The sequence below is a fragment of the Yersinia vastinensis genome, assembly GCF_044905075.1.
Taxonomy (GTDB): domain Bacteria; phylum Pseudomonadota; class Gammaproteobacteria; order Enterobacterales; family Enterobacteriaceae; genus Yersinia; species Yersinia vastinensis.
This window is the reverse complement of the sequence record NZ_CP173260.1, coordinates 2,100,881-2,117,090: the sequence shown is the minus strand read 5'-3', so window position 1 is coordinate 2,117,090 and position 16,210 is coordinate 2,100,881. Positions and strand designations below refer to the sequence as shown.

Below are 16,210 nucleotides of genomic sequence, written 5' to 3'. Positions count from 1 at the left end.
TAAGGATAGCCAGAGGCAATAGTTATGCGTAGCTTATATAAAATAATCATTAAATGCGCCTGCCGACAAGGTTATTCCGCGCTAATGAAGCAAAAGAGTTAGCAACATTGGCAGTTTGACCCTTTTTGCCCCTTGTTTTGAGTGATTGCTCTGCTACCATCCGCGCTATTCTTTATAAACCGGTGTCGGTGTCAGGGTTCTACACGATGAAGATACATGCGATTCAACGCCCCTTATCCACTGCACGGGTTCAACGATGCTGCGAGTGTGATGCGCTGTTTACCTTGCCACCACTCAATGGCAGGCAAACCGCGTATTGCCCACGTTGCAGTGCAAAAATTGCCAGTGGGCGCGATTGGTCACTGACCCGCCTAACCGCCATTGCGGTTGCCATGCTGTTATTGATGCCATTTGCGTTTACCGAGCCACTTATTACTATCCGTCTGCTTGGAACTCGCATTGATGCCAGTTTACTGGAAGGTATTTGGCAGATGAGCCGCCAAGGGGACCCCATCACAGCCAGTATGGTGGCTTTTTGTATTCTGGGCGCCCCTATCACTCTCACCATCTCAATTCTCTATTTGCGCATTGGTAGCCGGATTGGCATGAATCTGCGCCCCATATTATTGATGTTGGAGCGGCTAAAAGAGTGGGTCATGCTGGATATCTATCTGATTGGTATGGTGGTGGCCTGTATTAAAGTTAAAGAATACGCTGACGTGATGGCCGGTACGGGGTTAATCGCTTATCTGACACTCACCTTGCTCAGTATTCTGGCACTCGTGCACTTGAATCTGGAGCAGCTATGGGAGCGATTTTACCCCCAAGAGCAGCCCCCAGGCCCGAGAGAGACACTGCGCGTTTGCCTGTCTTGCCACTATACTGGGCATCCCGACGCGCTGGGCCGCTGCCCACGTTGCCATACCCCGTTACGTCATCGGCGTCGCCACAGTATCCAAAAAACGTGGGCGGCATTAATTGCCTCGATCGTCCTGCTGCTGCCGGCGAACTTGTTGCCAATATCCATTGTTTACGCCAATGGCACTCGTCTGGAGGATACTATTTTCTCTGGCGTGGTTTCACTGGCGTCATCGGGGAACCTGCCTATCGCGGCGGTTGTTTTTATTGCCAGTGTATTGGTGCCGTTTACTAAAGTTATTGTCTTAATAACATTGCTGCTCAGTATCCATCTGAAAACACAGCACAGCCTGAAAACCCGCATGCGATTGTTGCGTCTTATTACTTGGATTGGCCGCTGGTCGATGCTGGATCTCTTTGTTATTGCGCTAATGATGTCGCTGATTAATCGTGATCAGCTTCTTTCCTTCACGATGGGGCCTGCAGCCTTCTACTTTGGGTCTGCGGTTATTTTGACTATCCTTGCTGTTGAGTGGCTGGATAGCCGATTGATTTGGGATGCACATGCAACAGGAAACGCCGAGTACACCGACTGAGGCACAAATTAAACACAAACGCCGGATATCGCCGTTCTGGTTGCTGCCTTTTATTGCACTGCTGATCGCCGGTTGGCTGGTTTACAACAATTGGCAAGAGCGTGGCACCGAGGTCACGATTGATTTTCAATCTGCCGCCGGGATTGTGGCTGGGCGTACCCCTATTCGTTATCAAGGTGTCGAAGTCGGGATGGTGCAATCCATCAGTCTGGATGATGACCTACGTAACATTAAAGTCACCGCCAGTATCAAAAATGATATGGAAGATTCACTGCGTGAAGGCACACAGTTTTGGCTGGTCACCCCCAAAGCCTCGCTAGCAGGTGTTTCAGGGTTGGACGCATTGGTAGGCGGTAACTATATCGGAATGATGCCGGGTGAAGGTAAGCCCCAAAACCACTTTACAGCATTAGATACCCAACCAAAATTTCGTATGAATACCGGTGAGTTGATGATTCACTTACATGCGCCAGATTTGGGTTCCCTCAACAATGGCTCACTGGTCTACTACCGTAAAATTCCAGTGGGTAAAGTCTATGATTACAATATTGCGCCTGATAATAGCGGCGTGGTCATTGACGTACTGATTGATCGCCGTTTTGCCAAGCTAGTCAAAAATGATACTCGCTTTTGGAATGTGTCCGGTTTCAAAGGCGATTTCAGCTTGAGTGGTGTCTCTGTGCAAATGGAAAGCCTGGCGGCATTGGTGAATGGTGCTATTGCCTTTGACTCCCCACAGAACAGCCAAGATGCGAAACCAGACCGACCTTTCCAGCTTTATTCTGATTTGGCACACAGTCAACGGGGGGTGGCCATCACACTGGATCTTCCGAGCGGCAATAATTTGAGTGAAGGCCGCACGCCGTTAATTTACCAAGGTTTGCAAGTGGGTACGCTGACCAAAATGACGCTCCAGCCTGATAGCAAAGTTGTTGGTGAGCTGACCATTGACCCCTCGGTGGTTGATTTAATGCGGGCTGGTACGCGTATCGAAATGAATAGCCCCCGCATTAGTCTTAATGATACCAATCTCAGCACGCTGTTGACCGGCAATACTTTAGAACTTATCCCCGGAGAAGGCGAGCCGCAGCAACGTTTTACTGTCCTGCCCAGCAGTAAGAGTCTGCTACAGCAACCTAATGTACTGGAGTTACATTTAACCGCGCCACAAAGCTACGGTATCGATGTGGGTCAGCCTATCTCCTTGCATGGCATTAAAATTGGTCAGGTGCTAACCCGTGAGTTGTCTGCTACTGGCGTCAGTTTTACCGCTGCCATTGAAGCGAAATACCGGGATTTGGTGCATAAAGACAGTAAATTTGTGGTGAACAGCCGTATTGATGTGAAACTGGGGATTGACGGCATTGAAGTGCAAGGAGCCAGCGCACAGGAGTGGGTTGATGGCGGTATTTTGATTCTGCCGGGCAGTAAAGGCGAGCCTCTGAGCCAGTATCCGCTCTACAGCAGTGTGGATAAAGCCACTGATGGGATTTTAGGCAATGGCCCAGCCACCACTCTCTCCTTAACTGCGAGCAGCTTGCCAGATGTCCAAGCCGGTTCTGTCGTGCTGTATCGTAAGTTTCAAGTCGGTGAAATTACTCGCATCAGACCGAAAGCCAATGAGTTTGAGGTGGATGTTTACATCCAGCCGGCGTATCGCAACCTGCTCACTGATAAGAGTATTTTCTGGGCTGAAGGTGGGGCGAAAGTGCAGTTGAACGGCAGCGGACTGACCGTGCAAGCCTCGCCTCTGAATCGAGCATTAAAAGGTGCGATCAGCTTCGATAATCTTGAAGGTGTCACACTGGACAAAGGCGCTAAACGAACGCTTTATAGTAACGAAACCGCGGCACGCGCTGTTGGTAGCCAGATTGTATTGCGCACCTTCGATGCCAGCAAACTGGCAACAGGGATGCCAATTCGCTATCTGGGCATCAATATTGGTCAGGTTGAATCACTAAAACTGGCACCTGAGCGCAATGAAGTGTTAGCTAAAGCAGTGCTCTACCCTGAATATGTGCAAAGTTTTGCCCGTGCTGGGACGCGCTTCTCCATAGTTTCACCAGAGATCTCTGCCGCAGGGGTCAATAATCTCGATACCTTGTTCCAGCCCTACATTAATGTTGAGCCCGGTAAAGGTGGAGTATTGCGAACCTTTGAGTTGCAAACAGCTACGATTACTGACTCCCGCTATCTTGATGGGTTGAGCATTATTCTTGATACCGCAGAAGCAGGATCACTACAAATTGGCACGCCGGTATTGTTCCGGGGGCTTGAAGTAGGCACGGTCACTGGCTTTAATCTGGGAGCGATGTCTGATCGGGTACAAGTCTCTTTACGCATCAGCCAAAAGTTCCAGCAGTTGGTACGGCAGAATACCGTTTTCTGGCTGGCATCGGGCTATAACCTTGAGTTTGGCCTGACGGGCGGAGTGGTAAAAAGTGGCACCTTCCAGCAATTCATCCGTGGTGGGATTGCTTTTGCCACTCCTCCTTCCACGCCACTGGCCCCGAAAGCCAGCGTGAATCAACACTTCTTACTGAACGCCGAAGAACCTAAAGACTGGCGAAATTGGGGAACCGCGATACCACGCTTCTAGCTCAGAGGGTTACTCAGGGCCGTATATCTGGCCCTGAGTATCATTCCCACAAACGTCTAACACACACTGACGTAGCCACCGATGAGCAAGGTCGGCATCCATTCGTGGGTGCCATAACATAGAGACGGTAATCGAAGGGAGGGTGAGAGGCAGCGGAAAGCTGTACAGACCATCACGTAAATTCAGGGTATGCCGTTTAGGAACCGTTGCCACTAAGTCGGAACCTCTCACTAACGCCAACGCCGTTGATATGCCATCAACATACGTCACCCCATGTCTCTCCAGCCCCAATAAGTGTAATGCATCGTCAATCGGCCCCTTATGGCCCTGACGCCGCGAAATAATAATATGCCGTTGAGTTGCATAGCCTTCAGGCGTTATCTCTTTATCAATTAAGGGGTGCCCCGCCCTGACAACACCAATAAAACCGTCACGAAAGAGCGCTCGGGTGCGTAGTTCAGGACTCGCTGAAGAGCCGACAACACCGGTTTCTAAATCGACGATGCCATCACGGAGTAATGCACTGTCTTTATTCAGTTTTTGCATAAATCGTAACTGCACACCCGCGGCATCTTGGTGAATTCGCGCTAATAGTGCGGCCCCAAAATTTTCGACAAACCCATCGCTGGTCCTTAATGTAAAAACACGGGTTAACTGGGTAAGGTCCAGTTTCTCCGCTGGGCGCAGTACCGATGTGGCGTCTTGCACCAACTGACTGACCTGTTCACGTAACTCAAGCGCTCTGGGGGTTGCAACCAATGAGCGCCCGGCCCTGACCAACAAAGGATCGCCTGTTGTCTTTCGTAACCTTGCTAACGCGCGGCTCATCGCAGAAGGACTCAGCCCTAAGCGCTGGGCTGCACGCGCCACACTGCCCTCTGCAAGCAGCACATTGAGTGTGATTAATAAGTTGAGATCAGGTTTTGTCATGCTCTGACTTTAGCACACACTTATATGACATGGCGTTTAACGCATGAATAAACTGCAACTGGTGCGTCTTCCGCCCTATCTAACAATGAAATAGTCTCCTGCCTAGGTCTTTCAGGAGCAACCCCTAATGAAAATCGACACCAATAGCACAAATTTACACAGCGCCGAAAATACGGGTCTACAAAAGACCGTTATCAGTCTCTCTTTACCAATGCTGCTTTCATCATTAGCCACCAGTATTGCCAATGTTGGATTACCCACATTAACCCAAGCTTTTAATGCCTCTTTTCAACATGTGCAGTGGGTAGTTTTGGCTTATTTACTGGCCATCACCACATCAGCCATTAGCATTGGCCGTCTTGGAGATATCATCGACAAGCGCTTGCTGCTAAAAATCGGAATCGGCGTATTCTCGCTGGCATCTCTGGGTTGCGCATTGGCTCCTACGCTCGGAGTATTAATTACCGCTCGCATCCTACAAGGATTGGGAGCTGCGGCAATGATGACACTCACATTGGCGTTGGTGGGTGAAACAGTCGCTCAGGATAAAATTGGGCGCACAATGGGCATGCTCGGTACGGTATCGGCCATCGGCACTGCGCTTGGGCCATCGCTCGGCGGCATGTTAATTGCTGGGTTTGGCTGGCAGTCCATATTCCTGACAACCCTTCCTTTCGGGCTTTTAGCTCTGTGGTTGGCATCACGTTATTTGCCAAAAAGCAGCACGCCTTCCAGTAGACCGCCGTCTGGTTTAGACCCTTTAGGCATGCTGTTGTTAGGATTGACTCTCGCGCTATACGCGCTTTCAATGACACTGGGGCACGGCACATTCAATCTATTGAATTTTGCGCTACTCATCGGGGCGGTGGCTGGCGCCGGGTTATTTCGCTGGGCCGAAAAGAGAGCTGCATTTCCCCTCATTCAGACAACGATGCTGCACCACACTGTACTGCGCAATGGGCTAATCATGAGTACATTAGTCACCACCATCATGATGACCACACTTATTGTTGGACCGTTCTATCTAACATCAGCATTAGGTTTAGGGACACAATGGGTTGGGTTGGTAATGTCTGCTGGCCCGCTGGTTGCGGCACTGAGTGGTATACCCGCCGGGTATTTGGTCGATAAATTAGGTGCCAACATTATGGTGACACTTGGGCTGACGGGGCTAACTTGCGGCGCTATGGTGTTATCAATCGTCACGCCTACCGTCGGCATTTTGGGTTACCTCATACCAGCCTGCCTAATTACTGCAAGTTACGCTCTCTTTCAGACGGCCAACAACACCCTAATTATTCAATCAGTGAGTGCCGAACAACGGGGCGTGGCCTCTGGCATGTTAAACCTTTCACGTAATCTGGGGCTGATTACAGGAGCATCTGTCATGGGGGCTATTTTCTCCTTCGCCTCTGCTCCACAGAATCGGGTGTTAGCAACCGCCATAGATATGACTCGTGGAATGCAATTTACGTATAAGGTCGCCACGCTATTTGCTCTCATAGCTTTAGGAATAGCGGTAATCCATATGAAAAATAAATTTAAACAATAGGGACAGCTCTGCAACGAATCGCCATTATATATTTCTTGGCTGAATGGATTCAGATCAAAGGTTACAGCCCCTTAAACATAAATTTACCTTGAATGTATGGATTATATCATTATCGGATTTATTCCAGCGAAATTAGTAATAAATGATAAATATGAGATGGATAAGTAAATTTTTAATTAATGTTGGACACTTTCTGAATCTTGCTGCTATTACTTAAATGTCTAGAATTTTTAATGATTAGTATCATAAATATCGATTGCGCTACGTTATTGGCGCAACTCAGTTCTAGATTAGCTGGCTGCATATTATATGATTAAGGAAGCAATAATGAAGAAACCCTTACTTATTCTAGGTGCAATGGTTTTATTACAGTCTGCTCCGCCAGTGGAAAGTGCAGGCACGGCAACAGGAACGTTGAACGCCACATTAACGATTATCAGCGGGTGCTATATCAATGATGGCACCGCGGCTGGCGGACTGACAAATTTAGGTACGGTGAACTTTGGTACAGTGTCTACGCTGAATACCCGAATAAGAGTCCCCTATAGCAGCACTGGGGCTGGTGCGTTGAATTTATACTGTAGTGCCAATACCGCTTACAGTATCGGAATAGACAATGGCGCACATGCGTTGGTTAATCAGCGTCGCTTGTTAGGCGGAACGACCGAGTATGTAAGCTATAATTTATATAAAGACAGTGGTTACAGTCAGGCATGGGGAACTACAGGTTCGGACCTTCTCACTGGCACCGCCACGGCTATCAGCACACCTATCCCTCTGACTATCTACAGTGAAGTCCCGACACAGGCCACCCCCACCGTCAGCACCTATATCGATACAGTCAATGTGACTGTCACTTGGTAGTGGCATGACTTTGGATATGACTCCGGGTCGTTCGTTGATAATCGACGATAAAGTGGCCTTTTTATGGCTACTCGTCGGTCTGCTGTTACTGCGAGCTTACCCGGCTTACGCTGTGTCAAAAACTGCCAATATTACGGTCAGTGCCACTCTATTACCCACCTGTATCGCAGGGACGGTCGTCGGAGGATCCACCAGCTTTGGTACATTAAACTTCGGACAAGCCAGCGTGCTCAATATCCCGATAGCCGTTACCGGTCAGGCCAACACTGGGGCCATCTCGGTACAATGCAGTAAAAACACCAGCTTTACCGTGCTACTCAGTGCAGGGCAAAGCGGCAACGTCAGTAACCGCTATCTGGCAGGTGGGCCAGCAAGCCAACATGTGAATTACAACCTGTATACCGACGCGGCACATAGCCATATTTGGGATAATGTTGTGGGCGTTTCACAAGTGGCCACTGGTCAAACAGTCACCCTCCCCGTCTATGGGTTAATTCCCATACAAAGCACACCTGCGGTGGGTGTTTACACCGATACCATTCAAGTTACGGTCAATTGGTAGGGAGGCAGCAATATGGCACAGCGCTGTTTCTATCCCACCCTAACTCAATTATTGCTACTCGCGGTGTTGGGTTTACCCGTGGCAGGAAGCTATGGAGACACATTGAGCAGCCCCTTTACTGTAAAAGCAACCATATTACCCGGTTGTATTTTAGGGAGTGGCACCGCAGATAGCAGCAGTTTTGGCACGCTGAATTTTGGCAATGTATCGTCCCTCGCTACGCCGATTAATATCGTATCCAGCCAGAATGCTGGTTCAATCGTTATTCAGTGTAGCGGCACGCCTAGCCTAACATTGGCGCTCAATAGCGGTGCGAATACCGCTGGCAACATTGCCTCTGGCCGACGGTTACTTAATAGCAGCACTGGTGAATATCTGTCCTATCAAATATTCCAAGACAGCGCCCGCAGTATTATTTGGGGCGATGGTAGTAATGGCGGGGCAACACAAATCATTAGTGGCAACAGCACGCTGCAACAAATTGTTTTATATGCGCAGTTGTTTGCCAGTAGCACACTGCCCACCGCAGGGAATTATACCGATACGCTATTAGTGACCATCACTTATTAGATTGCCATTTATTTAATGTGAGTACTTATCGACAAGGAGTTCACCATGACCAAATTAACATCGCTCTCATCGATGGTTGTACTGGCAACTGCATTAACCAGTGGCTCTCTTTATGCCGCCTCTTCGGTACTTATTTGGCCGATTGATCCGGTGATAAATAATAGCGAGAAAGCCACTGCGCTGTGGTTGGAGAATAAAGATAGTCAGCCAGTTTATATGCAAATCCGAGTATTAGGGTGGCAACAAAAAGAAGGGGTGGATGATTACAGTCATCAGTCTGCTATCCTTGCCAGCCCACCCGTTGCCACTATTTTACCGGGCAAACGTCAACTGATTCGTCTGATTAAAAATACACAAGTCCCCGCAGGGCAGGAACAGGCATTCCGCGTGCTGATTGATGAGATTCCGCGTAAAGATGCCGATGACACCCCCACCCCCTCTCTGAATATGGGGCTGAAGTTTCAGATGCGTTACTCCATCCCGCTATTTATCTATGGTGAAGGTTTAAAATCTGAAGATGCAAATAATCCGGCGTCATTCTTCCCTCTGAATCTCAGTTACAAACTCACGTCAGATAGCGGTAAACAGTGGTTGGCTATCCGCAATCAAGGACACACGCACGCACGAATATCTCAGGTCAATTTGCAAAATAAAAGTCTCAATAAGGGGCTGATGGGTTATGTGCTGCCGGGGAGTGAAATGTACTTTCAAATCCCCACACCGGCTAACGCAGGACAACTAACCGCGTTAGTAAACAGTCATGCCAAACCTGTCGTTATTCCTCATCAATAGCCTGTTCTGATTTAAGAATATCTATTGGTTGATGCATGGCTAATGCATTAATAAACAGGAACATAAGGTTGGGATGATAATCAAAATCAGGCTGTCACCTTTTTTGACATTGATGTATGCCTCAATGATATCCCCCATTTTAATACCACTAACGGTAAGGGGGGATGATTTGCCACCTCCGCCATCTGCCGCTGTGATGCCGGACACCACACTCTATCTTGAATTGGTAGTCAATGGCCGTAACTTTGGCGAGGCAGTACCCGTGATATTTCGTGGTGGGCATTATTATCTGACGCCTGAACAATTGAATGCCGTTGGCTTACCCACGCCACAATCGAATACGCCAGAAATCGCAATTGATGCTATGGATAAAGTAAAAGTCGCCTATCAAGGGGATAGCCAGCGATTACTCATTGATATCCCCAGCGAATGGCTCCCTCAGCAACGAGTCAATGCCAGTACACCAGAGGATTTTAATCTGGCTCAGAGTAGCCTTGGTCTGTTATTTAACTACGATGTCTACGCCAACCAAGGCGACAATAATAGCCAGCCGAGCAACGTTTCAGCGTGGACAGAACAGCGCCTATTTGACCGTTTTGGTGTCATCAGCAACACCGGTATCTACCGCACCAATCTGACAGACACGGACAACGTGACCGTCGATAAAGGGTACGTTCGCTACGATACCCAGTGGCGGTCAAATGATGAAAATCATATGTTGAGTTACACCGCGGGGGATCTGATAACCGGTTCTCTGGCGTGGAGCAGCTCAGTACGTCTTGGCGGAATCCAGATATCACGCAATTTCGCCATTCGCCCAGACTTGGTAACCTACCCGCTGCCTCAATTTGCCGGCCAAGCCGCAATTCCCAGCACCGTCGACCTCTATATTGATAACTTTCGCATGCAATCGACCACGGTTAATCCCGGACCTTTCGTGATAGATAACGGCCCTCGAATCAACGGTGCAGGACAAGCTACGGTGGTCACCACCGATGCATTGGGGCGGCAAGTCAGTACCTCTATTCCCTTTTATGTTGCCAGTGATCTGTTAAAACCCGGCTTATGGGATTTTAGTGTGTCAAGTGGCATGTTGCGCCAAAACTATGGGATTCGCTCTGCTGATTATGGCGACCCTGTGGCCACCGGCGTGCTCCGCTACGGCGCCACCTCTTGGCTGACACTCGAAGGCCGGACGGATATCGCCAAACAACTGAATGTGGCGGGTGGCGGTATCAGCCTGAGAGCTGGCAATTACGGTGTGCTAAACGGATCTTACAGTCTCAGTCACGCAGGTGACGATGTGTTGGGAAGTGGCGTCGCCCCTACGAACCTCAATGCTGATTCCGCCACCTTACTGCCCTCCCAGCGATATGGTGGGCGTGGCAATCAGTATTCATTCGGTTACAGCTATAGCAATGCTTTTTTTAGCCTAAATGCTCAACGCATCACACGTAGTGAAGATTATGGAGACTTGGCAAATTATAAAAGCGCGTATCGGCCCAGCCGCCGCACTGACCAAATCACCGGCAGTCTGGGGTTGGGGGCATATGGGTCTATTGGCTCCGGCTATTTTGATGTTCAGGATGCACTAGGAGAGCGAACCCGTCTGGTCAACCTAAGCTACAGCACCACCGTTTTTGGTAATACCAGCTTTTATCTCTCGGTCAACCGTGAGCTTGGCACGAAAGGCTATAACGCACAGATGGTCTTCAGTATCCCCCTCGGCGATTGGGGTGCTGGTAGCATCAGCAGCATGCGTGATGCCAATAACGTCTGGAGTCAGAGAGTCAACTATAGCCGCTCCACCCCGACCAATGGCGGGTTTGGCTGGAATATGGCTTATGCCAATGGCTCCGGTGAAAACAGTAGCTACCAACAGGCAGACCTTATCTGGCGGACTCGGATGATGGAAAGTCGGGTCGGCGTCTATGGTAGTGACAATGATTACCGTACTTGGGGGGAAGTCAGTGGTTCAGTGGTGATGATGAATCGGGGAATTTATGCCAGTAATACGATTAATGATGCATTTGCACTGGTTTCTACTCATGGTTTTGGCCAAATTCCTGTCAGTTATGAAAATCAACTCATCGGCACAACTGACGACGATGGCTATCTATTAATTCCGAATGTCACCTCTTATTACCAAGCGAAATTTCAGATTGACCCTATGAGCCTACCAGCAGATGTCTCGATGCCTGAAGTGGAGCGCCGCTTGGCCATCCGTGAACGCAGCGGATATTTAATCGACTTCCCATTGGAACAAGTGACCGCAGCGACACTACATATCATTGATATATCGGGTAAAGAGTTACCTAAAGGCAGCCCTATATTCAATTCTGATGTCAAACCCACCAGTTATGTTGGCTGGGATGGCATCGCTTATATCGAGCAAATCAAGCCACAAAATAAACTGAAAATAACCCGCGCGGATAATGGCGGGAGTTGCTATGTACACTTCACACAGAAAGCCCGTGCGGGGATACAAGATATCGGCACAGTGACGTGTCTATGAGTGGAAATAACATAACGGAGGCAAAGTGATACACCATAAATTTGCAATAGGCCACCGCAGTACCTTCGCCGGCTTTATCACTTTGCTGATAATCCTGCTGTGTTTTATTGCGCCTCCGGCTCAGGCGGATTCCTGCACATTCTCACCCGGTACAGTTACCCTGCCACCCAGTTCTTCTGTTGCGGCGAATACCACGACCGTCAATGCACAAGGTGCAACGCCCATGGCCTGCAGCGGATTGGGGGTTAGCTTATTATCCACCTATGCATTGACAGCAAGAATCGTCAGCACAACCAATAACCTTATGTTGAAAAATGCTGCGGGTGACCTTATCCCCTATTCTATATATCGCAATGGAACATTTAGCCCAGCATTGGGTATCAATGGAGTATTAGACTATAGCAGCTCAAATTTACTGCTCGTCGGTCTGGGCGGAATTAGTGCCAACCTACCCATTTATATTCGAACCGGCACCAATGGTGCGATTAATGTCAATATCAGCGCAGGGACTTATACTGACGTCATCAATCTGGCCTGGAGTTATAATATCTGCAAAGTCGCCGCTGCAGGGATCTGTATCGGGGGAACATGGTCGGGAACCGGCATCGGAACCGACGTGTCTACCGTGACGGTGACTCTCGTGGTCAGCAAGAATTGCGCGATTAACAGTGCTCAAGATGTAAACTTCGGCAGTTTTGCCTTGGTAGGGCAATTTAATCCTATCAGTCAAAATATTACGCTCACCTGCACCAAAGGATCGACCTTTAACACCTACGTTACTGCCGGTGATAACCCGTTGGCAAATTGGCGGCAAATGAAACTGACCTCCTCAACTGTCACTGACTATTTGCAATATCAGCTTTACCAAAATACCGCAGGGACCACGTTATGGAATGCAACCTCAATGCAGCCTGGCACGGGCACTGGCGCGCAACAATTAGTTCCTTTTCATGCGGTCATTAATCCTAATCAGAATCAACGCACTCCGGGTAACTATCAGGATAATGTGAGTCTGGTGCTTGAGTATTAACAGCTAATTTTGACCAAGGAATACATTGGCAAAACAGTGAAATTAACTATTTCTATTTTCGTCTTATTTCTCAGCGAAGTAGAAATGAAGAAATAATTAGTAGATAAGAATATTCCGATTGAGCTGTACTAAATCTATCCCTGTTATACAATCTGCGGGCTTAAATATTAGCCGACAGAACTCTACCTAAGGAAAGCCGCGATTAAACATGACTGATTATGATAATCGGGAAAAACCAGCTGACATTGCTCTGTTGAAGGAAATGAACAGCTTACGGGACATCATCGAAAACAATTCAGATTGGATTTGGGAAGTTGATGCTGCGGGTTGTTATACCTTCTCATCAGCAAAATCTGTCGAGCTATTGGGCCGCCTTCCTCAGGAAGTGATCGGTAAAACCCCGTTTGATTTTATGCCTAAAGATGAGGCCAGTCGGGTAGGAAAGATATTTGCTGAGATTGCCGCGGCACGCATTCCTTTCGCTGGATTACAAAACCGCAGTATTCGCGCAGATGGTAGTGAAGTCTTGCTTGAAACCAGTGGGATCCCGCTGTTTGATGATAATGGCGAGTTCAAAGGTTATCGGGGTATTGACCGTAATCTGAGCAATTTGACTTATGATGCCGGCCGGCGATTATTTGAGCTGGAATCAATTTATGCCAATGCCCCAGCAGGGCTGTGCTTCATTGACACGACACTACGTTACCTGACAGTAAATGATTATCTTGCTCAATTGCTCGGTAAAAATACAGTAGAGATCAATGGGCGCAAAGTGGCTGATTTTTTACCCAGTATTGTTCCTATTGTGCAAAATGCCCTATTAAAGGCGTATTGTGACGATAGCATTCCTGATGCAGAATTTCAGATGCCGGATAAAAAACGTGTTTTCTTCATGCGAATGAAAGCCGCCAGATATCCCACAGGTCAGGTCAGTGGCCTATCTGTTGCTATGATTGATATCTCGCCGCTGAAAGAGATGGAAGAAAAACTGCGCAGTAGCCAGCAGCATTATCGCAATATGGTCGAACTAAACCCGCAAATTCCCTGGACGGCATCCCCCGACGGCATGATTACGCATGTCAGTTCCCGCTTTGAAAAAATTACCGGGCTCACCCGTGAAGAAGCATTGGCGGATAAATGGCTCCGCACTATTCATACCGATGATCGCCATCCTACACTGATAAGCTGGGAACACTCGCTTCAAACGAAGGAACCACTCGACGTTGAAATTCGCTTTTGTCATGTGGAGAAAGGCTGGAATTGGATGCGTATCCGTGCAGTCCCCAGCGTAGATGAACAGGGTAATGTCTTGTGTTGGTATGGAACAGCCGAAGATATACATGAGCGTAAGCTACTGGAACTTAAGTTAATTAAGGCAAATCGCCGCTTGGAGATCCAAGCGAGAACCGATTCGCTAACAAAATTACCCAATCGACGGGAATTCAAAAAAGTTCTGGCTCATGAATTTATGCGTGCGAGACGTTCAGACTCTCCATTGGCAGTCTTAATGATTGATATCGATTATTTTAAGAATTTCAATGATTGTTATGGTCATATCTCTGGCGATGCCTGTCTGCGTTTGGTGGCCAGAGCATTACGCAAATCATTAAAACGCAGCACCGATATCGTGGCTCGCTACGGCGGAGAAGAATTTGCGGCTATTTTGCCAGATACCGATAAAAAGGGTGCCAGTCTGGTGGCTGAGCATATCTTGCAGTCAATCCGCGCGATGGGGATTAAGCACAGCGACAGTAAATTCCGTAAAGTGACCATTAGCCTTGGCGTTACCGTATACCAAGCCCATGATCACACCCACATTACTGATCAAGCTGACTTAATGTTGGCGGCAGATCAGGCACTTTATTACTCGAAAAAGAACGGACGCAACCAATTTAACTTGGCTGAACTCCCCAGCTAAAATTTGCGACAATTTTTTACCGGCAACGTCTGGCACTTTTTTCTAGCTCAGCTATTCTCAATAAGGCGACCAATCTGGTCATACCTCATACCACTGAGTAGACAGGAGTCTTTATGGGAAAAACTGTGGTGAAAATCCGAGATTTTGAAGTTGATGACGCCGTGTTATCCGCCCCTCAGGCTAAGGGTGAAAATACGCTCAGTATCCCTTGCAAATCGGATCCTGAATTGTGTATGCAACTCGATGGGTGGGATGAGCAAACCAGTATTCCAGCAACATTAGACGGTAAAGATCGGCTGCTATATAAGAAGCATTATGACCGACATCAGGATGCCTGGATAATGAGGGTAACCTGATTGCACCTTCAGAAGATCCGTCAACCCATAGCTAAACCTTATGAGTGACGGCATCTTCTTTTACTCGCTGATGGTGCTGCCAAATGAGAAGCCTAGTCAGCAAAAATACGTTATCAGAACTTTTCCAGCACTTTGAATTGCATGCAAATGAGCATCATATCCGGGGAAAACATATCGTACTCCTCGAAAAAACGCTGTTGTGTTTTGCGCCAGTATGCCAGCGTCCGATCGCCCTCACCTTCAGCTAAAGCATGAGCCTCATCAACTTGATCAAAGGTTTTCAGCTCCACATCCGTCAATTCGACAGCACATGCTGGTTCATTGCGGCCATTTACTACCACAAACACATCCCCAGCCTGGGGAACGCCATCTTCATCTAATGCCGCACAGGTCGCTGTTTTCGTGCCATTCAGGACCAGTGCCAATAAATCATCTGCCACTTTTTCAGTATCACCAAAAGCCCAACGCTCTGCGTTTTCATATTTTTGTGGAATTGTCGCCATGGTCTCATTATTCCTATTTGTAATCTTATTGATGCAACGCATATTACACTTTATCGCTATAAACTAACTCTCGCATCAATATAAATTTTCGCTACTATACCCAAGTTGCGGTAAACAAATAAACGTCGTCATGCAGTCTCAAGTCAAACTGCCATGTTGAGATAAAAATAGGGACCCTATGGTGACCAAGCGCTTGCATACAAAGCATTGGAAGATGATTTTGGTGTTACTTTGCATCTGTGGTGCATTAATGCTGCTGCGATGGGCAGCCATGATCTTTGGCTGATTGTGCCGCTACTCGTGTTTGTCTTTGGGCAAAAATAAGCAGCCACATCTTGTGCAAACTAATGCTTTGTTTTTCTGTACCTTTTCTGTGCTCTGTTCAGAAGTCTCGCCACAATCCGGGCACTTGATTTTGACTTTATCACGGCTAACCCACTTTCTGACGTTATCAAGAAATGACATAACTCGTCCCTCTGTTGTACAACCCTACTAGATTACGTTAACCACCAGAACTAAACCGTGGCATAGTCAGCGTTACTCAGATTATCTGTGTCGGATCAGA

The 16,210-nt window shown here is 48.0% G+C and carries 15 protein-coding genes; 12 read left to right on the top strand and 3 right to left on the bottom strand.

Features of this window, described 5'->3' with window-relative positions:
• Nucleotides 1-206 precede the first annotated feature (206 nt).
• Both yebS and ACIOG0_RS09815 read left to right on the top strand, forming a co-directional pair.
• Complete coding sequence (gene yebS / locus ACIOG0_RS09820; RefSeq protein ID WP_050097488.1) at nucleotides 207-1,454, top strand: membrane integrity lipid transport subunit YebS; 1,248 nt, start codon at nucleotides 207-209, stop codon at nucleotides 1,452-1,454.
• Nucleotides 1,423-4,053: a PqiB family protein gene (locus ACIOG0_RS09815; protein WP_050097486.1), complete on the top strand. Its 2,631-nt coding sequence runs from the start codon at nucleotides 1,423-1,425 to the stop codon at nucleotides 4,051-4,053. Before yebS ends, ACIOG0_RS09815 begins: the two co-directional genes overlap by 32 nt.
• A gap of 9 nt (nucleotides 4,054-4,062) precedes the next feature.
• Here the strand turns inward: ACIOG0_RS09815 and ACIOG0_RS09810 are convergent, their stop codons facing one another.
• On the bottom strand, nucleotides 4,063-4,983 hold the full coding sequence (locus tag ACIOG0_RS09810) for a LysR family transcriptional regulator (RefSeq protein ID WP_050097484.1): 921 nt from the start codon (nucleotides 4,981-4,983) through the stop codon (nucleotides 4,063-4,065).
• 127 nt (nucleotides 4,984-5,110) lie between these two features.
• Between ACIOG0_RS09810 and ACIOG0_RS09805 the strand changes: the two genes are divergently transcribed.
• From ACIOG0_RS09805 to ACIOG0_RS09765, 9 genes are all read left to right on the top strand, one after another.
• Nucleotides 5,111-6,535 carry an MFS transporter gene (locus tag ACIOG0_RS09805; RefSeq protein WP_128450816.1) on the top strand — a complete coding sequence of 475 codons (1,425 nt, stop codon included), beginning with the start codon at nucleotides 5,111-5,113 and terminating at the stop codon, nucleotides 6,533-6,535.
• Nucleotides 6,536-6,862: 327 nt separating this feature from the next.
• Nucleotides 6,863-7,399, top strand: a complete 537-nt coding sequence (locus ACIOG0_RS09800; RefSeq protein ID WP_050097481.1) for a spore coat U domain-containing protein — start codon at nucleotides 6,863-6,865, stop codon at nucleotides 7,397-7,399.
• Nucleotides 7,400-7,403: 4 nt separating this feature from the next.
• Nucleotides 7,404-7,961 (top strand): spore coat U domain-containing protein, encoded by a 558-nt coding sequence (locus ACIOG0_RS09795; RefSeq protein ID WP_050295380.1) that lies wholly within the window; start codon nucleotides 7,404-7,406, stop codon nucleotides 7,959-7,961.
• Between the two features lie 12 nt (nucleotides 7,962-7,973).
• Nucleotides 7,974-8,531: a spore coat U domain-containing protein gene (locus ACIOG0_RS09790; RefSeq protein ID WP_050295379.1), complete on the top strand. Its 558-nt coding sequence runs from the start codon at nucleotides 7,974-7,976 to the stop codon at nucleotides 8,529-8,531.
• Between the two features lie 45 nt (nucleotides 8,532-8,576).
• Nucleotides 8,577-9,323 carry a molecular chaperone gene (locus ACIOG0_RS09785; protein WP_050139617.1) on the top strand — a complete coding sequence of 249 codons (747 nt, stop codon included), beginning with the start codon at nucleotides 8,577-8,579 and terminating at the stop codon, nucleotides 9,321-9,323.
• Between the two features lie 73 nt (nucleotides 9,324-9,396).
• On the top strand, nucleotides 9,397-11,838 hold the full coding sequence (locus ACIOG0_RS09780) for a fimbria/pilus outer membrane usher protein (RefSeq protein WP_128450817.1): 2,442 nt from the start codon (nucleotides 9,397-9,399) through the stop codon (nucleotides 11,836-11,838).
• 25 nt (nucleotides 11,839-11,863) lie between these two features.
• A complete protein-coding gene (locus ACIOG0_RS09775; RefSeq protein WP_050097472.1) occupies nucleotides 11,864-12,868 on the top strand; it encodes a spore coat protein U domain-containing protein in 1,005 nt (334 codons plus the stop codon).
• Between the two features lie 208 nt (nucleotides 12,869-13,076).
• The gene (locus ACIOG0_RS09770) at nucleotides 13,077-14,786 is read left to right on the top strand and encodes a sensor domain-containing diguanylate cyclase (RefSeq protein ID WP_050097470.1); all 1,710 of its coding nucleotides are present in this window, start codon (nucleotides 13,077-13,079) and stop codon (nucleotides 14,784-14,786) included.
• Between the two features lie 113 nt (nucleotides 14,787-14,899).
• Nucleotides 14,900-15,142 (top strand): DUF1480 family protein, encoded by a 243-nt coding sequence (locus tag ACIOG0_RS09765; RefSeq protein WP_050097468.1) that lies wholly within the window; start codon nucleotides 14,900-14,902, stop codon nucleotides 15,140-15,142.
• A 113-nt stretch (nucleotides 15,143-15,255) separates the two neighbouring features.
• Here the strand turns inward: ACIOG0_RS09765 and ACIOG0_RS09760 are convergent, their stop codons facing one another.
• Complete coding sequence (locus ACIOG0_RS09760; RefSeq protein ID WP_050097466.1) at nucleotides 15,256-15,645, bottom strand: ASCH domain-containing protein; 390 nt, start codon at nucleotides 15,643-15,645, stop codon at nucleotides 15,256-15,258.
• Nucleotides 15,646-15,823: 178 nt separating this feature from the next.
• On the opposite strand from ACIOG0_RS09760, the gene yniD reads away from it, so the two are divergent.
• Nucleotides 15,824-15,931: a small membrane protein YniD gene (yniD, locus tag ACIOG0_RS09755; protein WP_087770237.1), complete on the top strand. Its 108-nt coding sequence runs from the start codon at nucleotides 15,824-15,826 to the stop codon at nucleotides 15,929-15,931.
• A gap of 8 nt (nucleotides 15,932-15,939) precedes the next feature.
• Here the strand turns inward: yniD and ACIOG0_RS09750 are convergent, their stop codons facing one another.
• Nucleotides 15,940-16,110 (bottom strand): YnfU family zinc-binding protein, encoded by a 171-nt coding sequence (locus tag ACIOG0_RS09750; RefSeq protein ID WP_217450619.1) that lies wholly within the window; start codon nucleotides 16,108-16,110, stop codon nucleotides 15,940-15,942.
• Nucleotides 16,111-16,210: the final 100 nt, after the last annotated feature.